The following is a 16,769-nucleotide window of genomic DNA, read 5'->3' as shown; positions in this document are numbered from 1 at the left end:
TTTCCTTTCAAGCGATAACGGCGATGCCCTTGGGGCTCGCCAGTCCTTCAATCGTATTCATCAATGCCATCGTTGCCGCATCGATCACATGCACTTGGCCTCCGATGCTGTTGCCCACCAGCAGCGTCTTCTCGTCGGAAGCAAGCACCAGAGTGTCGATGCCCACGCCCAAAGGCAGCCGCCCCGTCTCGTTCCAATCGGCGTCGAAGGCCACCAACTCCCCGTCGTCGCGGGCGATGGCCCACACCGCCGAGCCGTCGGACGCCTGGGCCACCCCGGCGACGGACTGCCCAACAGGTATTTCCAGCACCCGCTTGCCAGAAGCGCGATCGAGCACGTACAGGTCATTTACCTGTTGCTCGCCCTCCCCGCCCACGCCGGCCAGAAGCAGCTGCGCTCCGTCGGCAGACACGAGGATCTGCCGCGGGCCCACCACGCCATCGAAAGCTTCGATTTCCGCTGCAGCCTCCAAATCGACGCGGGCCACGTCGAAGGTGCCGTAGTTGGCGCAGTACAGCAAATCCCCCTCGGGAGCCAACGCCAGCGCCACGGTACGGCGACCGGTGCCAGGGTCGATGCGGCAGCAGTCGGGAGGATCGGTCCGGTTATGGTAGCCGGAAGCGCTGAGCTTCACCGTTTTGACCAGGGACTTCAGCTGCGTATCAACGAGATGGATGCTAGACGCGAAATAATCCCCCACATAGAGAATGCCCTGCGCCCCGTCATAGCATAGCCCGAGCGGCTGCTTGCCCACGGTGATCGACGTCACCTGCGACGGATCGGCGATGTTTACCGCCGTCACCTCGCCGCCGCCGGAACTACCGACGTACACCCAGCCGTCGGCCACCAGGGCCGTGGCGGGGTTCTGCCCGGCAGCGATGCGCTGCAGGATCTCACCCGTGGCGGGATCCACAACCGCAAGCGTGTTGTTCGCGTATTCCGCCACGCACAGCAAGCCCGGAGAAAGCGCCGCAGAGGGCGCTGCCGGAGCGCTTTCCGAGGTTGGGGGCATCTCGTCCTTGCCGCCCTCGCCGGAATTCGAGCCTTCGCTTTCATTCGCAGCAGGGGCCGTCTGCCCCGCGTCCGAACCAGCGCATCCCGGCAGAACCCCCAGCAGCACCGATCCTGCAGCTAACCCGGCGAGAGAGGCAAACGCCCTTCTCGTAAGCGCGCGATCGCCGCATGCCATACATTCCGAACAGCCACCGTCCGCAAGGTTCGCATCGTCACGGCCCATGCGTCGCGCATTTTGGCCACACGTCAGCATGAGGCCACCTCCTCGCGACGCGCAAGCCTCCCCTCTTCCAAAACGTACACCTCATCCGCCTGGCGGGCGTAGGCTTCGTCGTGCGTGACGACGACCACCGAGCGGTCGCCTGCGGCCACAAACGCACGGAACCGGTCGAACACCTCGTCAGACCAGTCGGCATCCAAGTCGTTGGTGGGCTCATCGGCCAACAACAAATCGTGCTGGGCCAAAAGAACACGGGCCAGCACCAAGCGCCGCTTCTGCCCCACCGAAAGCTCGGCGGGCAGATGGTCGGCCCGATTGGTCAGGCCCACCTCCTCAAGCATGGCCTCGATGGCCGCATCGTCAACCGACTGCCCGGCGGCCCGCAGCGCCATCACCATATTCTCTCGCGCCGTCAGCGCCGGGAACAGGTACGGGCTTTGGAAGACGAAGCCGATGCCACGGCGATGCACGGCGTCGATCTCGGCGGCCGAGGCCCGCGCCAGATCGGTGCCGTGGTAGAGCACCGACCCCTCGTCGGCTCGCAGCAAACCGCCCATCACGTTGAGCAGCGTCGACTTCCCCTTGCCCGAAACGCCCGTCACCGCCACAATGCGGCCCGGTGCCACAGCCAGCGACACGCCGTCCAGCGGACGCACGGGAGGCACGCTGCGAAACTCCTTCACCACGCCCTTCAGCTCGATCAACGGCTCCATCACATATCCCCCCTCGTCAACGTCTCCTGCGGGTCGCGCCGCAGCATCTGAACGACCGGCTGCACCAGCGCCACGGCAGTCAGCGCCACGGCAAACAGCAACCCCACGGCCACAGCTGCCCCATAGGCACTCGCAGGCACCGCCGCCCCGGGCATGTTGAATTCGCTATGGAAGGTGCCGACCACCGAGCCGGCCACCAAGCAGGCGACCACCACCGCGACCACAGCCGCCACCAGCGTGACCAGCCCGATCTCGCAGGCGAAGCACCCCACGACCCGGCCGCGCCCCATGCCGAAGGTGCGCAAAAGGCCCAGCTCGCGCATGCGGCTGGCCGCCAGGGCCGAGAACCGCCCGGCCAAAGCCAGCGCCGCCAGCACCACGAGCACGACAAGAAACGCCATGGCGATGGCCTCCACCACGGCGAGCTGAGATGACGCCCCCGAAACCATGTCCGCCGTGCGCACGGCCACCGACCCGGGCACCGCATCCACGAGCGCTTGGCACAGCGCGTCGATATCACTTCCGTCGGCCGCCTTCACCATGAGGCAGGAGACGGCGTCGAAGGGGTCGGCGTCGCCCCAAACACTTTTCAAATAAGGGCTCGCTGCCGCGATGGTACGTGCCGCGTCGATATCCATGAAGATCGTCTCGTCCACGCTGGTTCCCGTGGGGGCCAGCGTGCCAGCGACGTGGAAGACCGATCCTAAAATGGAAGCCTGGCCGCCCTCGATGGTCGGGGCCGCCGAGCCGAGCAGAATGCCGTCATCCCCAAGGCCGAAGTCGTCAACCTCAGCCGAAGCACCAGCACCCCCGGCGCCTTCTACGCCGCCAACGATCCAGGGCGCCAGCACGAAGTCCGTCGTCGCATCGATACCCACCACGCGGGTGACCCCCACCACCGAGCAGCAGCTCTGATCCACCGTCTGGGTGAAGAACTGCGGCGTGGAAGCGGCCACGCCCTCGGTGGCGGCCACGGCTTCTGCGGCCGAAGCCGGCAGATACACGTTCACCGGCTCGGCGCAGAACAGTACCTCCGAGGCGTTGCCCGAGGCGCCGGCCGGCAGCACCATGATGTCGGCTCCCAACCGCTCCCGAGACAGGCGCACCCCATCCTCCAGCGACGTCACCACAATCATCGAGGCGGTCAGCGCGAGCACCGCCATAAACGCAATAAACGCCGTGAGCACGGAAGAGCCCAGCCGGCGCGTGATATTTCTCCATGCCAGGTAGAACATGAAGACAACCTCCCTTGTGTTGAGAGGAGGTGCCCAGGGAAATAAGGGAGGGTGGAATTCCCCGCGCACCTCCATCGAGAAGGGCGCCCGACCACAGCCGGGCGCCACCGGAATATCGCGAAAGCTCAGTCGCTATGCCTGCTCGGCGCCGGCATCGAACAGACCCGGCGCGGCGTCGATATCAGCGAAGACACTCGCGTCGATATCCTTGTCCAACGCCACCTTCAAGTTCGGCTTGGTCTCCGACTGGTCCTTGACATCCGTGCCCTCGGGCAGCTTGTCCATCTCATCCAAGGTGAGATTCGCGCTCGGGCAGGACATCACGCAGACCGGCATCTCTCCGCGAGCCTGGCGATTGGCGCACCCGTCGCACTTGTAGGTCGTAGAGGTCGCCTCGTCGTAGGAAGGCGCGTGGAAGGGGCAGGCCTCGATGCAGGTCTTGCAACCGATGCACTTATCGTGATCCTGCACCACCAGACCGTTGTCCATCTTCTGATAGGCGCCCACGGGGCAGTTGGCCACGCAAGCCGGTTCGTCGCAATGATTGCAAGCCATGGACACGAAGGCATGGCCACCAGGTGCCGCAGCGTTAATCTGGCGCACGCGACGAATGAACACGCCGGGAGTCAGCACCTTTTCGGTGGCGCAAGCCACCTGGCAGCTCTTGCAGCCGTAGCAATCGGCGGAGTTGACAAAGAATCCCTGAGTCATAATTTACGCCCCCTTCTTCACTTCAACAAGCGTGGAATTGCAGCAGTGGATGGTACCGAGGGTGGGCCACTTGTTGCTCGTCACATTACTCGACGAGGACGCCGTGGTATCCTCCCAGCCGTTCTCCAGCACGACAACGCCCTTCTTGAGGTGGTCGGTCACTCGCGCGAGGCCCGTATGCTCGCCGCGATCATTGAAGGCCGTCACCTCGTCGCCCTCGGCGATGCCACGATCGGCAGCGTCCTCGGTGTTGATGTAGATGTTCGGCTTGTGGCCGTCCATGCACAGCATGGTCTCGAGGTTCTTGAACGTCGTGTGCACCTGGCTGCGGGTCTTGCGCTGAACCGAGGCCAGCGGGTATTTCTTGGCGAGCTCGCTATCGGCGTTCAGCGGATGCTCCTCAGGACGCTGGTGGCACGCGATCGCCGGGTAGCCCTCGTCGACCCACGCCTGAACCCACAGGTGAGCCTTCTTGGTGGGAGTGAGGAACTCGCCATCCTTGTAGGCGATGTAATCGGGGTTCAGATCCCAAGCGTTGATGCCCTTCTTCTCGGCGAGCTCCTCGTAGGTGATGCCGGCCGGCTCGAGCACGCGGCCGATGTACACCGACGGATCCTCGTTGAAGTACTGCTCCAGGCCGAAGCGCTTGGCGACTTCGCGGGTAATCTCCAGGTCAGTCTTGCACTCGCCCGGCGGGGTCACGCCGGCCTCGCTGATGGAGATGACAGCCGAGCGCGCGGAATGCGTGACGTTCGGAGTCTCGAACAGCGCCGTCACGGGAAGCACCAGGTCGGCGTACATGGCGCTCGCGTTCAGGAACATGTCTACCTTCACGACGAACGGAATGTGCTTCATGCCCTCCTTCACGCTGTTCGTGTTCGGCCACTGGGCCACGGGATTGCCCTGGGCGATCCACATGAAGTTGATCTTGGTGGGCTTGTCCTGGCAGATCCACTCACCGAAGCACGGCACGGGAATGGACTCGTTCTTAACAGCATCGGGGTTGGCCTCATAGGCAGAGCCGCCGGGCACCAGGGTGGTGGAGCCGCAGGCGTCGTACACGCCGTCGCCGCGATGGCCGATATGACCGCAGAACAGGGCCAGATACACCTGGGTAGCCGTAGCGTAAGCAGCATTCTCGGTGCGCTGGTAGCCGCCCATGTTCTGGATGATCATGGCATGCTCGGCGTTAGCGTAATCGCGGGCGATGCGAGCGATGTCGTCGTAGGAGCAGCCGGACTCGGCCTCGACGGCCTCCTTGCCCCACTTGTCGGCCTCGGCCTTGATGAGATCGTAGATGGTCACGTAGTCGTTGGCGATCTCGGTGCCTTCCACGGACAGCAGCGGCGTCACGCCAGCGGCATCGTGGGCGACAATCGTCTTGGTCGCCGGATCGTACACCTGATACGTGGTGTCGTCAGCCGGGTCAGCGAAGGCCGGCGCGTTAGTCTTCTTGTCAATGAGGCAAGGCGCCGTGGTGTGGGCGATGATGTACTCCTCATCGGTCAGACCCTCGTCGATGACCACCTTCAGCATGGCGAGCGCCACAGCCGAGTCGGTGCCGGGCCAAGGCTGGATCCACTCCTGGGACTTGTCGGCAGTCTCGGAGAGGAACGGATCGATGGTGCACAGGGTGCCACCATTGTCCATCATCTCCTGGAAGCGGCCGAAATAGCCCGTCATCGAGATGACCGGGTTGTTGCCCCAGGCAATGATGTAGTTGGAGTTGGCGATCTCGTTGCGGACCAGCTGCATGCGCTGGCCGAGAACCGGCGTCAGGCCCGAGTCGATGCCGGCGCAGCACATATTGCCGGACGTGGACGTGCCACCGCCGAGCCAACCGACAAATGTGGAGAACGCACCGGTCAGGGCGCTGAAGTTGCCCGAACCGCCCTGGGACATGATGGACTTGGGACCGCCATTGTCCAGTGCGTACTGCAGCTTCTCCTGAATGAGATCGAACGCCTCGTCCCAGGTAATCTCCTCGAAGTCGCCGGAGCCCTTCTCGCCCACGAGCTTCAAAGGCTTGGTCAGGCGCTTATCGGAGTTGCACATTTCCACGCGGGCGAAGCCGCGGGCGCAAGCGGGGCTCTCGTTCACCTCGCCGCTCTCCACCTTCACGAGCTTGCCGTCGCGCACATAACCCTTCAGCAGGTGGTGCTGGCACTCCGGCGAGCAGCAACCGTAGACGAGCTGGCAGTCGGCGAACTCGTCCTCGCCGGTGAAGGCCAGACCCTCCCCCTCGTCCTTGGCCGGCGCCTCGTCGGTGGCCGCCGGAGCGCATCCGGCCAGGCCCACAGCAGCCGTAGCCGCGGCAGCGCCCACGAAGGCGCGACGGGTGAGCTTGGCGTCAATGGCGCGTTCGCTGTTCTTCGTCATAGAACTCTCCTCCCTCAGATAGGATTTTCTCGCGAGCTGCGGCGAAAAGACGTTTGAACCCCCGCTCTCGGCGGATCTCCTACCGCCTTGCTGTCGCATCGGGCGGCCCTCCTCGGCCGAAACCCTCGCACTCGCTGGCTATTATTCTGCCGTTGACTCAATGTCACTTCAATGGCGGCCAGCGGAACTTTTCATTAAGACTTCGGGGCAAATATTAAAAAAGAATTACCTTCCCCACCGAAGTCTCCTGCATGCAGCTCCATCGGGCATAATATGAAGATTGACGAGGAGGGGACACCATGTCGACCGATCACCCGGGGCGCCCGTTCCGCTATGGCATACGCTTCAAGATCGCCGTTTCCATCGGCGTCATTATGGTTGCGCTCATGGCCGTTGACATTCTATGGAACCTATCGCTTCAAAACGCTCAGGCCGAGAACGAGGCACGCGAAAAAGCCGAGGTGCTCGCCGCCGAAATGCGCGCGGCGTGGGACTTCGTCGATATGAACCAGGAAGTCATCAACCGTGCCGAGGACGGCACCTTCCGTACGAAGCACCTCGTGTGCGTGGTGGCGGCGAAGTCAATATCCATGCTGTTTACCACAGAAACCGACTACTCCATCCGCTTCACGAACGACACGCCGCGTCAGGCTGCCAACGCGCCGGACGCCTTCGAGCAGGAGGCCCTGGCCGCCTTCAACGCCGACCCCGACCGCAAGGCATTCTGGCGCGTCGTGGACGCCGGCGACGGCACGCGGGTGTTCCGCTATACGGAGCCGTTGTACGTGACCGAGTCGTGCCTAGAATGTCACGGCGACCCCGTCGGCGAGCTGGATCAGTACGGCTACCCCAAGGAGGGCATGCAGGTGGGCCAAGTGGGCGGCGCCATGTCCATCACCGAGCCCATGGGCATTTACGCCGCCGGCATTCAAGATAGCATGATGCAGCAGGCGATCATGGTGCTGTTCATGATGGTAGCGGCCTTCATCGGGCTGTACTTCGTGACAAGCCGGCTGGTGCTGCAGCCCATCGACGAGCTGCGAGGCGCGGCGGGCGCCGTGGGCAAGGGCGACTTCAACTACACCCTCACGGTGCCCGACCCCGGCGAGCGGCCCCGCGACGAGCTGGCGGAGCTCACCGGCGAGTTCGACCGCATGGCCCGCGACCTTGAGGCGCTTTATGCCGATCTGGAGGGCCAGGTGCGTTCCAAGACCGACGACCTCATGGTGCTCAACGACATGCTGAACTACCAGAAGCGCGAGCTGAAGGTAGCACTCGATCGGCTGGGTGATGAGGTGGCCTACAAGAACGAGTTCTTCGCCATCGTCAGCCACGAGCTGCGCACGCCGCTCACCAGCATTTTGGCCTACGCGCGCATCCTGAACGCGGACGACAGCCTAGCGCCCAAGACCCGCGAGGCCGTGGGCGAAATCGAGTCGAATGCCACCCTTTTGCTGAACATGGTGAACAACATCCTCGTCATTTCCAAGCACGCCGCCAAGAAGGACGAGCTTTTGCCCGAGCCGGTGGACTTCGTCGATTTGGCCCAGTTCGTGCGCAAGGCGCTGGCCCCCATCGCCGCCGACAAGGACGTGCGGCTCACCTGCACGGTAGCGCCGAATGTGCCCTTGAGCATGGCCGACTGGGAGAAGCTGCGGCGCATTCTGGAGAACCTGGTGAACAACGCCATCAAGTACACTCACCGTGGCGGGTTCGTACGCCTGACGATTGGGTTCGAGGACGGGGAAACCGACTCCCGCAGTGAGAGCGAAAAGGCGGACACCAATGCCCCCGATGGCGCGGATGCCCCCGCCGGCTGGATCGTCATGCGCGTCGCCGACGACGGCATGGGCATCGCGCCCGAGGAGTTGGGCCAGATCTTCGAGCTGTACAAGCAGGCCGGGCAATCGGCCAATCGCCGCTACCGGGGCACGGGGCTGGGGCTTGCCGTAGTGCGCGACCTCACCGAGCTGCATGGCGGTACCGTGACCGTGGAAAGCCGGGTGAAGGAGGGCAGCACGTTCACCGTGCGCATTCCCTATGTGCCCGTCATTGAGGAAGAGGACGAGGAAGCGTAAAGCCGCAGGGTGGCCCGCAGCGCCGAAGGCCGAGCCGCTGACAACCGCGAAGGAGGACGACGATGGCGAAGATTCTGCTCGTGGACGATGAGCCGCGCATTGCCCGGGTGGTACGCGACATGGTGGAAGGCGCCGATTGGCAATTCGCTTACGCCGACAACGGCGCCGATGCGCTGGACGCCGTCGCTCGCGAGGCTCCCGATCTCATCATCATGGACGTCATGATGCCGAAGATGGACGGCTTCACCGCTTGCCGCGAACTGCGCGCCCGGGGCGTCACCGTACCGGTCATCTTCCTATCGGCCAAAGGGGACATCGTGGACAAGGGCGTCGGATTCGCGGCCGGGGGCGACGACTACATGGTGAAGCCCTTCGACCCGCGCGAGCTGATGATGCACATCGAAGCCCACCTGCGCCGCGCCGCCATGCGCCCAACCGCTGCTATGCCGTCCACGGGCACCATCACCGTGGGGCGCCTTTCCCTGGACATGGCCCAGCACCGCGCCACCTTGGGCGGCGAGCACGTGCCGCTGACCCCAAAGGAGTTCAAAATCCTGGCGACCTTGGCCGCAAGTCCCGGCACCGTGCTCTCCCGCGAACAGCTCGTGGAGGCGGCGTGGGGGCCGGAGTTCGTCGGCGAGACCAGTTCCATCACCGTGTTCATCAAGAAGCTGCGGGCCAAGATCGAGGACGATCCCACCGAGCCCCGCATCATAGAAACCGTCTGGGGCATCGGCTACCGCCTCGATCCCGAGGCCTGCGGGTAAGCCCCCTCACCCGCACCCGCTTTTCTAGCCTCAAATTGGCGGTTTTTCCGTAAGAAGCGTCGCTTCGTGACACCATTTAGTTCCAAACAGGCGATTTTGCCCACTTTGTAACCGCAAATCGACGATCTTGACATAACAACCGTCGATTTGCGGTTACAAACAAAATGGGGTCGCCGAGAGGTTCCCCTACTTCCCCGCGCCGCCGTGGTTGATGGTGGTGGCGAGGGGGTGGCGCTTCAGAAGGAGCATCATCACGAGGCACGCGAGCATGAGCGGCACGAACCAGAGGAACAGCGGCAACAGCGCGTCGGAGTAGCCGGCGGCGATAACCGACTGGGCTGACGCGGGCAGCTTGTCCACAATCTGCGGCGTTAGCGTGGCGAGCGACAGGTTGTCCACATGGGTGAGCTTGCCGGCCACGTCGGCCGTAAGGCGCATGGTGAACAGCGCGCCCACGAGCGCCGTGCCCACCGAGGCGCCGATCTGCCGGAAGAAGTTGTTCGCCGCCGTGGCGGTGCCCACCATGGCGTGGGGAAACTCGTTTTGCACCACGAGCACGAGCAACTGCATGCCGAGCCCCATGCCGAAGCCGAGCACGAACAGGTACAGCACTGGCACCCACAACGCCTCGTGCACCTGCATGCGCGACAGCAGAAACAGACCCACTGTGCTCACGACGCACATGGCCACGAGCATCCCCTTGTAGCGCCCGGTCTTCGACGCCACCCAGCCGGTGGCCGTAGAGGTGATGAGGATGCCCACGCTGGTGGCCGTGCACACGAGACCGGCCACTTCGGGCGAGAGGTCGTCCACAATTTGGAAGTAGGTGGGCAAGTAGTTGAGCGCCCCCATGAAGTTGATGTTCAGGAAAAGCCCCGTCACCGAGCACAGCACGAAGTTTCGGTTGCGGAAAAGCCCCATGGGAATAATAGGCTCGGCAGCGCGGCGCTCCAGCAGCACGAAGACCACAGCGGCGGCCACAGCTAGGGCGACAAGGCCCATAAACGGCAGGCTTCCCCAGGGAATGAGCGTGCCACCCCAAGCCATGGCGAGCACGAGCGAGGTCACAGCCACGGTCATGGCCATCATGCCGGGCCAATCGATGGGGTGCTTTCCGAGGGCGCGGGCGTCGCGGGGCAACGTGAGTCCGAGTACCACCACGGCAAGTAGGGCCACAGGCACGGTGAACCAGAAGATCCAGCGCCAGCCCGTCACCTGGACGAACCAGCCGCCGAGCAGCGGCCCCAGCACATTCGATACGGCGAACACGGCGCCGATGACGCCCATGTAGGTGCCGAGCTTGCGCGGCGGCACCACGTCGGAGAGCGTCGCCTGGGATAAGATGATGAGGCCGCCGCCCCCGAGGCCGGAGATGAGGCGGCCACTGATGAGCATCTCCATGTTCACGGCCAGGCCGCACACCACTTTGCCCGCGGCGTACAGCGTGAGCGCCGCCATGAGGAGACGCTTGCGGCCGATAAGATCGCCCAGCTTGCCGTAGATGGGCATGACCAACGTCGACGACAGGATGTAGGCGGTGGAGACCCACTGCATGATCTCCACACCGTTCAAGTCACCCACGATGGTGGGCAGCGCCGTGGAGGCGATGGTCTCGGAAAGCGAGCTGATGAACATGGCGAGCAGAAGTCCGAAGAACACGAGCGCCAATGCCCGGCCGTGCAGGGCGTGATCGACAGGAGGCGTGGAAGCACCTGTGGATTTTGCAGGCGCTTCCGGCGACGAGGAGGGCACCTTTGCAGACGGCGCGGCCGCAACGGACGAGGCCATCGCTGCATTCGAAGCCGCATTCGCCGTCATCACCGCCATAGATCGCCTCTTTCCAATCAGGGGTTTCCTCCTATTTTAGAAAGACGGCCGCCGCAAGCGCCGCGCAACAGCCCCGCCTGCGCCGAACTGTCACACGCCTGTTGCGCGTTGGGGTTTTGTGTTGAGCAATTTTACTCAGCGTATTGAGCAAAATTACTCAATAGACGTGCTACTTCACCCGCACCGAGACCGCGTCCACCGATTTGCCAGAGAAGGCAAGGCCCCATCGCAGGGCGCCGACGAAGACGCGAAGCGACCAATGATCTCGGTACGATAGAGTGAAGAGGTCTCCTTGTTGGGGATTCGAAGACAGCGAAGCATTTCCGGATCATCAGGTTGCTCGGTGTCGTTGGTGGTGACGTAACCGGACAGGTAGAGCATCGACCACAGGGCGCCCGAGCGCACCCCCACATCGGGAAACACGACGCGGGTGTCGAGGGGAGCCTCAATCGTCCCGTCGGGCTCCATCAGCCGGCAGAGGCGCCCCATGACGGCATCATCCGCACCGCGCACCATATCGCCGAGCACGCCGTTGGAAGAAGTGTTGCCCCAGTAGACATCGGCGACACAGCCCGCATCGAAGTAGTTCAGGGCGCTCCAGGGGTTGTAGACGTCGACGTTACCGAAGCGGTAGCCGTCGTACCACTCCCGCGCCGCGGCCACACCCTCCGGCATCCCGAGATAGTCGGCCAGCGCCTCCACCTCGGCCTGGGTGAAGCCGAATCGCTCGTCGGAGGCGACGTTCAGCGGCGTGTCCACCTTCAGGTTGTTCAGGTCGGAGAAAATGGACTCCTTGGAGATGCGCTGCACGCCGGTCATGGCGGCGAAGGCGAGCGAAGGGTTGTCCTTCAAAGCGCCGGTGAGCCAGCCCTTCAACCAGCTGACGGCCTCGTTATAGAACCCACCGGAATACGCGGTCATCACTGGCGCGTCGTACTCGTCGATGAGCAAGACGACCGGCCGCCCGTAGTGCTTGTGCAGAAGCGTCGTGAGCAGCTTGAGCGTTTGCCCGAAGGCTGAAAAATCGCTCGCTGTCAGCGGCGTTCCGGCGATCTCGGCAAATTGGGCGCGCTCTTCCTCTGAAAGAGCAGGGCTTTCCTTAAGGTACCCGTGACGTAAATACTCCGCCACGATGTTGAACGCGAGAGCGCGCTGGGTCTCCTCCCAGGTCGGTCGCTTGGCGTCATTCAGCGCGAAACGCACCACCGGATAGGCACCCTGATGCTCCCGGAAGCGGCCATCCTCGGCCTCCCAGATGGCGAGGCCCCGAAACAGCGGCGCGAAGTCGGCACCCGCGTCCGCTCCCACAGGCACCTCGAAGAAACGCTGCAGCATGGAGAGGTTCAGCGACTTGCCGAACCGCCGGGGACGGCAGAACAGCGTGACCGCCGCCCGCGATTTCAAGATGTCGGCGATGAGCATCGACTTGTCGACGAACACCGAGGTTCGCACGACCGCCTCGAAGTTGCTGTTCCCGATGGCCAGCCCCTTCTCACCGCAAAGATCCGACAAGCGCGCCGGGCCCTGCCGGTATATGCCGTTCTCGAACGTGGCCGCCTCGCCCATGCCGCACCGCCTTCCCGCAGAAATCACTTGCCCGCCATTATACGACACGAATTTGGATCGCGAGCCAGCCTTCGTTTTGGTCGTTGCGGTCGTTTTGCGGTCGTTTCAGTCGCTTTTCGGTCGTTTTGCGGTCGTTTCGGTCGCGACTGAAACGGCAGCTCGCACGAACACAGCCGCCGGATATCCCTTTCGCGAACGCTACAGTGCGAGCTCGTACATGGCGACCTGGATGTCGCCGAGCGCCGGGTAGTGGACGGGCCACTCGCCCCGATCGCTGAAACCGCAGGACTCGTAGAGGCCGCGGCCGCGCACGTTGTGGGGGAAGGTGTCGAGGCGCAGAACCACCAGACCCTGGGCACGGGCGATATCGGCGGCACCCTTCACGAGCTGGCGACCGAAGCCCCGGCCGTGGAAGGCCGGCAGCGTGGCTACCACATGCAGGACACCTACCTGCTCGGGCGGCGCGTTCACGGTCCAGGGAACGGCGTCGTAGCCGGGGGCGCCCTCGTGGTTCACCACCATGGCCGAGGCAATGATGGGCTCGGACTCGCTGCCTTCGGAGACCACTTCAACCCCTTCTGCGGGCAGCAACCCCACGATCACCTGGCCCGCCTCCAGCGACTCGCGCAAGAACGTCGGCGAGGGATGCACGCCATGCTGCCATTGCACGTCGAAATCGGTGCCCTGCATCTCGTCGATCATCGTCGTGTAGAACGCAAGCACCGCATCGAACTCATTGGGCCGCGCCACGCGCACTTCCAACATCGCCGCTCCCTTCTTCATCGGATTCGAGTGAAGATAGTATAGCGTTACGATGCCACCTACAGTCCGAGCAACGGGCGGTACAGGTGCTCGTCGGTTTCGGAGAAGACGTTGAACACCACCGTCATGGACGCATCGGGATGCTCGTCGAGCCAGCGGCGCACCGTGGCGACGGCGATGGAGGACGCTTCTTTTTGCGGGAAGCCGAACACGCCGGTGGAGATGCAGCAGAATGCGATGCTGGAAAGCCCCGCCGCGGCCGCCGCATCCAGACAGGCCCGGTAGCACTCGGCCAGCTGGCGGCGGTGCGTATCGGTGGGGCGCCCGTCGGCGATGGGCCCGACGGTGTGAATGACGCGGCGCGCGGGCAGGTTGTAGGCGTCAGTCACCTTGGCCTGGGCCGTGGGCTCCGGGTGCCCCTGAGCTGCCATGAGGTTCGCACAAGCCTCACGCAATTGCACGCCGGCGAAGGTGTGGATGGCGTTGTCGATGCAGTAGTGCAAGGGCGCCCAGCAGCCGGTCATGCCGGAGTTGGCGGCGTTCACGATGGCCTCCACGGTCAGGGTGGTGATATCGCCGCGCCACAAGCGCAGGCGCGGATCGGTCGGCGACGGGGTCGCATCGGCCAAGGTCGCCACACCCGCCTCAGCAATGAGCCCCTGCAGCAGCTCGTTCTGGGCCGCGAGGAACTCCGCGGGCGCGGGCCACGGAGGCCGCACGTTTACGAGTGACCGAAAGGCGAGCCACAGCTCATCGGCCGAGACGCTTGCCAAGTCGTCATGGGCCACATCAGCCGCCGCGGGCGGCAGAGCGCACCCATGCGCCTCGCTCTCTTTAACCAGGTATTCCACCAAGTATTGCAACAGTTTGCGATCCATGGATTCGCCTCCCGCACAACAACTATAGCGCGAAGCGGTCGCGGGCGCGATTGGGGGCGGTGGCGCGCGTGGCCTCGGCGCGGTCGTGTTGCCAGTTCATGAGGAACAGCACACAGTCGGTGCGGTTGCTGGCGCGCAAGCGCTCGATCTGGCGATCGAACAGCTCGACGTCGTTCAAGAACCCGGCATCGGCCAGAGCGCGCACCATGGCGATGTCCCCCTCACGCGCCACATACTGCACGGCCTCCGCCGCACGCTCGCGCAGGGCATCCACAATGCGATCGCGCATCTCGGGCGCCAAGCGGAAAGGCGCCGCCACGCGGTGGAGCAGGGCTCCCAGATGATCAGGCAAGCCGCGCCCCACCAGCAATTGGTCATCGTAGCGGGCGAAGTCGAAGGGGATACCATCCTCGGCGTCTTCCAAAAAACAGCTTATGAGCTGATCGGAAGTGATATGCACCACCGCATCGGCCGCAGCCAGGCGCACGATGGCGTATTCGAAGCTGCCCTCGCCGATGCTGGTGACGCTCGCAGGAATGAGCACGGGGCCGACCAGCGTGCGCGAGCAGAAGCAGTGAGCGCCGATGGTGCGTAAGCCTTCGGGCAGCATGAGCTTGCGCGTGCCCTTGCAGGCGTTGCCGTCGCGCACCTCACGCACCATATCGGGGATGACCAACGTCGCTGGCGCCGTGATGAGCGCGCGCTCGGCGATGAGCGTCAGCGGTGCGCCTTCCACCTCGCGCGGCAAAGCCAGGCGATCGGTGGCAGAAACCGGCGCCACCATGGCACTTGCCGCGTTCGCCGCAGCCTCGCGGGCCGACACCGCCGTCGCGCCTCTCATGCGGGCATGGGCCGCCGACGAGAACTGGCGCGAGGGGGAATCAGGGGCCGGAGGACCCGCCACCAGACGAGCCTCACGCGAACCGCCTTCCGCAGCGACGCTGGGCCCCTTCGCAACAGCATCCTCCCGCGCGAAGCCCTTCTTTTCTGCGGCGTCGTTTCCTTCTGCAAACCCGTACCAGCACTGGTTCTTTTCCACAGCTTGAAAATCAGTGACACGACCTCCGCAGCGCGCGACAATGCGCGCAAGCGCCGCCGGGTCACTGGCCCGCCAAAGCGTCTCGGGGTTCACCGAGCCGTCCACGCGCTCCAGCGAGTCGGGCACATCGATGACGCGCGGCGGCGGGCATCCTTTCGCGAAGGCGGCGGCGCTCATGACGCGCACGCCATCAGGGACCACAAAATGCCCGGCATAAGGTGCCGAGGCGAAGATGAGGCGGAAGGAGGCCGTCGCCTCGCTCGAGGAGGGGCGTGCGTCGCCGGCGCCCGACCTCTCGCTGCGCCCCCCTCCCGCACGCTCGAGCAGACAATCCTCCTTTATGGCATAGCATTTGTTGGCAGGGCTCACCAGGTAGCGACGCGCCTCGAGCCGAGGGTTGGGCAGAGCCATGTCCAGCGGGGACGGGTCGTACGTGCGCACGCCCGCGCCCAGGTACACCACTTCGGCACTTACGGCATTGAACGCCTGGGAGCCCACCACTTCCACCGTGTCAGGCACCACTAGCAAGCGAACCTGGGCGCCACTCGTAAAGCGTCGAGAGAAAGCCTCTGAGGCGATGCGCACCACGGGCACATCGTCGATAAACGATGGCACCACGACAATCAGGCTGTCGGCCCGAAGGTCGTGCTCGGCAAGCTTCCCCAAGTGAACAGCGGAGACGGCGTAGCCCTCGCCGTCGCGTCGCACCGTTATGGGAACGTTGGTAGCAAAGTACGTCTCTTCACTTTGCGATGTTTCACGGTCGGATAGCGATGTTTCACGAGCTGTTAGAAGTGTTTCACGGTTTTGCGATGTTTCACGCTCTTGAGTTTCGTCCGCATTTTCGCAAGACAGATCCTTCGCTTCCTCTTTCGGATGCCAGCGCGGCGTTTGCCCCAAGGTCCACAGCTCGTGGGGCGACAGCTTGCGCGCCGGCGCTGCCGCCGCTGCTGCGCCAGTGTCAGCAGCCGACTCTCCGATGGCCTGTCCGACTGCGCTTGCGGTTGGCCCCTCCCCCTCTTCCCCGCGCACAGCACTGCCGATAATGCCCATGCGCTCTTCATCGGAGATACCCATGCCGAGCGCGCCCACGATGAGCAGGTCGCCGTCGGTGCCATCAAGCTCCTCGGTTTCATCGAGGGCCGCATCGTGCACCCAGGGCTTGTAGGGAGCCAGCTGGGGCCGCCAGTTCTCCCCCTCGATGGGGTGCCCCGGCTCCTCAATCGTCACGTCGGCCAGCATCAAATGCACCGGATTTTCTTGCACCCGCGCAATGAGATCGTCAAGAGAAGAAGTTGCGTCGCGAAAGACCACCGTATTGCCGTTCATAATTTTGTGCACCTTCCCAATTTTGACACCTGAAGGCCGTTTACCCTGCGTAAAGCCCATGCTACACTACGACCCATAGAGGCACAATGACAAAAGAATCTTGTTTTCTGGTCACAAAATCGACTTTTGAACTGTTCTGCGACGAATTGGCGCTCGTGGAAGGGGTAGCTGGTCGCTTTGCGGCGTTGGTTTTATCGAATTGCATTAGAATCAATCTTCTCTTTCCCTCGATCAGAGTTCAAAAGTCGATT

General features: G+C 63.8%; 12 protein-coding genes. 2 read left to right on the top strand and 10 right to left on the bottom strand.

Annotated features, from left to right (window positions below; genetic code table 11):
* Positions 1-7: 7 nt before the first annotated feature.
* The 5 genes from AEQU_RS00940 to AEQU_RS00920 all read right to left on the bottom strand — a co-directional run bounded on the left by AEQU_RS00940 (position 8) and on the right by AEQU_RS00920 (position 6,272).
* The gene (locus AEQU_RS00940) at positions 8-1,237 is read right to left on the bottom strand and encodes a YncE family protein (RefSeq protein WP_144079452.1); all 1,230 of its coding nucleotides are present in this window, start codon (positions 1,235-1,237) and stop codon (positions 8-10) included.
* A 23-nt stretch (positions 1,238-1,260) separates the two neighbouring features.
* Positions 1,261-1,947, bottom strand: coding sequence for an ABC transporter ATP-binding protein (locus AEQU_RS00935; RefSeq protein ID WP_022738534.1), 687 nt, complete (start codon positions 1,945-1,947; stop codon positions 1,261-1,263).
* The gene (locus AEQU_RS00930; protein WP_022738530.1) at positions 1,947-3,182 is read right to left on the bottom strand and encodes an FtsX-like permease family protein; all 1,236 of its coding nucleotides are present in this window, start codon (positions 3,180-3,182) and stop codon (positions 1,947-1,949) included. The genes AEQU_RS00935 and AEQU_RS00930 overlap by 1 nt, the downstream gene beginning before the upstream one ends.
* 132 nt (positions 3,183-3,314) lie before the next feature.
* Positions 3,315-3,893 carry a 4Fe-4S dicluster domain-containing protein gene (locus AEQU_RS00925; protein ID WP_022738527.1) on the bottom strand — a complete coding sequence of 193 codons (579 nt, stop codon included), beginning with the start codon at positions 3,891-3,893 and terminating at the stop codon, positions 3,315-3,317.
* Positions 3,894-3,896: 3 nt separating this feature from the next.
* The gene (locus AEQU_RS00920; protein ID WP_022738523.1) at positions 3,897-6,272 is read right to left on the bottom strand and encodes a molybdopterin-containing oxidoreductase family protein; all 2,376 of its coding nucleotides are present in this window, start codon (positions 6,270-6,272) and stop codon (positions 3,897-3,899) included.
* 299 nt (positions 6,273-6,571) lie between these two features.
* Here AEQU_RS00920 and AEQU_RS00915 point away from each other — a divergent pair, with 299 nt between their 5' ends.
* Positions 6,572-8,350 carry an ATP-binding protein gene (locus tag AEQU_RS00915; RefSeq protein WP_022738521.1) on the top strand — a complete coding sequence of 593 codons (1,779 nt, stop codon included), beginning with the start codon at positions 6,572-6,574 and terminating at the stop codon, positions 8,348-8,350.
* Positions 8,351-8,412: 62 nt separating this feature from the next.
* Positions 8,413-9,117 (top strand): response regulator transcription factor, encoded by a 705-nt coding sequence (locus tag AEQU_RS00910; protein ID WP_022738520.1) that lies wholly within the window; start codon positions 8,413-8,415, stop codon positions 9,115-9,117.
* A 186-nt stretch (positions 9,118-9,303) separates the two neighbouring features.
* On the opposite strand, the gene AEQU_RS00905 is transcribed toward AEQU_RS00910, so the two are convergent.
* From AEQU_RS00905 to AEQU_RS00885, 5 genes are all read right to left on the bottom strand, one after another.
* Positions 9,304-10,944: an MDR family MFS transporter gene (locus AEQU_RS00905; RefSeq protein ID WP_022738516.1), complete on the bottom strand. Its 1,641-nt coding sequence runs from the start codon at positions 10,942-10,944 to the stop codon at positions 9,304-9,306.
* A 174-nt stretch (positions 10,945-11,118) separates the two neighbouring features.
* Complete coding sequence (locus tag AEQU_RS00900; RefSeq protein WP_022738512.1) at positions 11,119-12,510, bottom strand: AAA family ATPase; 1,392 nt, start codon at positions 12,508-12,510, stop codon at positions 11,119-11,121.
* Between the two features lie 198 nt (positions 12,511-12,708).
* On the bottom strand, positions 12,709-13,275 hold the full coding sequence (locus tag AEQU_RS00895; protein ID WP_022738509.1) for a GNAT family N-acetyltransferase: 567 nt from the start codon (positions 13,273-13,275) through the stop codon (positions 12,709-12,711).
* Positions 13,276-13,331: 56 nt separating this feature from the next.
* The gene (locus AEQU_RS00890) at positions 13,332-14,150 is read right to left on the bottom strand and encodes a protein-ADP-ribose hydrolase (protein ID WP_022738505.1); all 819 of its coding nucleotides are present in this window, start codon (positions 14,148-14,150) and stop codon (positions 13,332-13,334) included.
* A gap of 22 nt (positions 14,151-14,172) precedes the next feature.
* Positions 14,173-16,518: a leucine-rich repeat domain-containing protein gene (locus tag AEQU_RS00885; RefSeq protein ID WP_022738501.1), complete on the bottom strand. Its 2,346-nt coding sequence runs from the start codon at positions 16,516-16,518 to the stop codon at positions 14,173-14,175.
* Positions 16,519-16,769: the final 251 nt, after the last annotated feature.

This window comes from Adlercreutzia equolifaciens DSM 19450, assembly GCF_000478885.1.
Taxonomy (GTDB): Bacteria; Actinomycetota; Coriobacteriia; order Coriobacteriales; family Eggerthellaceae; genus Adlercreutzia; species Adlercreutzia equolifaciens.
The sequence above is the reverse complement of the archived record's forward strand: the minus strand, read 5'-3'. Positions and strand labels throughout refer to the sequence as shown.

Bases quoted from the DNA above. Each gene is read 5' to 3' on its own strand.
- AEQU_RS00940 (WP_144079452.1), bottom strand. From the start codon at position 1,237: ATGGGCCGTGACGATGCGAACCTTGCGGACGGTGGCTGTTCGGAATGT.
- AEQU_RS00935 (WP_022738534.1), bottom strand. From the start codon at position 1,947: ATGGAGCCGTTGATCGAGCTGAAGGGCGTGGTGAAGGAGTTTCGCAGC.
- AEQU_RS00930 (WP_022738530.1), bottom strand. From the start codon at position 3,182: ATGTTCTACCTGGCATGGAGAAATATCACGCGCCGGCTGGGCTCTTCC.
- AEQU_RS00925 (WP_022738527.1), bottom strand. From the start codon at position 3,893: ATGACTCAGGGATTCTTTGTCAACTCCGCCGATTGCTACGGCTGCAAG.
- AEQU_RS00920 (WP_022738523.1), bottom strand. From the start codon at position 6,272: ATGACGAAGAACAGCGAACGCGCCATTGACGCCAAGCTCACCCGTCGC.
- AEQU_RS00915 (WP_022738521.1), top strand. From the start codon at position 6,572: ATGTCGACCGATCACCCGGGGCGCCCGTTCCGCTATGGCATACGCTTC.
- AEQU_RS00910 (WP_022738520.1), top strand. From the start codon at position 8,413: ATGGCGAAGATTCTGCTCGTGGACGATGAGCCGCGCATTGCCCGGGTG.
- AEQU_RS00905 (WP_022738516.1), bottom strand. From the start codon at position 10,944: ATGGCGGTGATGACGGCGAATGCGGCTTCGAATGCAGCGATGGCCTCG.
- AEQU_RS00900 (WP_022738512.1), bottom strand. From the start codon at position 12,510: ATGGGCGAGGCGGCCACGTTCGAGAACGGCATATACCGGCAGGGCCCG.
- AEQU_RS00895 (WP_022738509.1), bottom strand. From the start codon at position 13,275: ATGTTGGAAGTGCGCGTGGCGCGGCCCAATGAGTTCGATGCGGTGCTT.
- AEQU_RS00890 (WP_022738505.1), bottom strand. From the start codon at position 14,150: ATGGATCGCAAACTGTTGCAATACTTGGTGGAATACCTGGTTAAAGAG.
- AEQU_RS00885 (WP_022738501.1), bottom strand. From the start codon at position 16,518: ATGAACGGCAATACGGTGGTCTTTCGCGACGCAACTTCTTCTCTTGAC.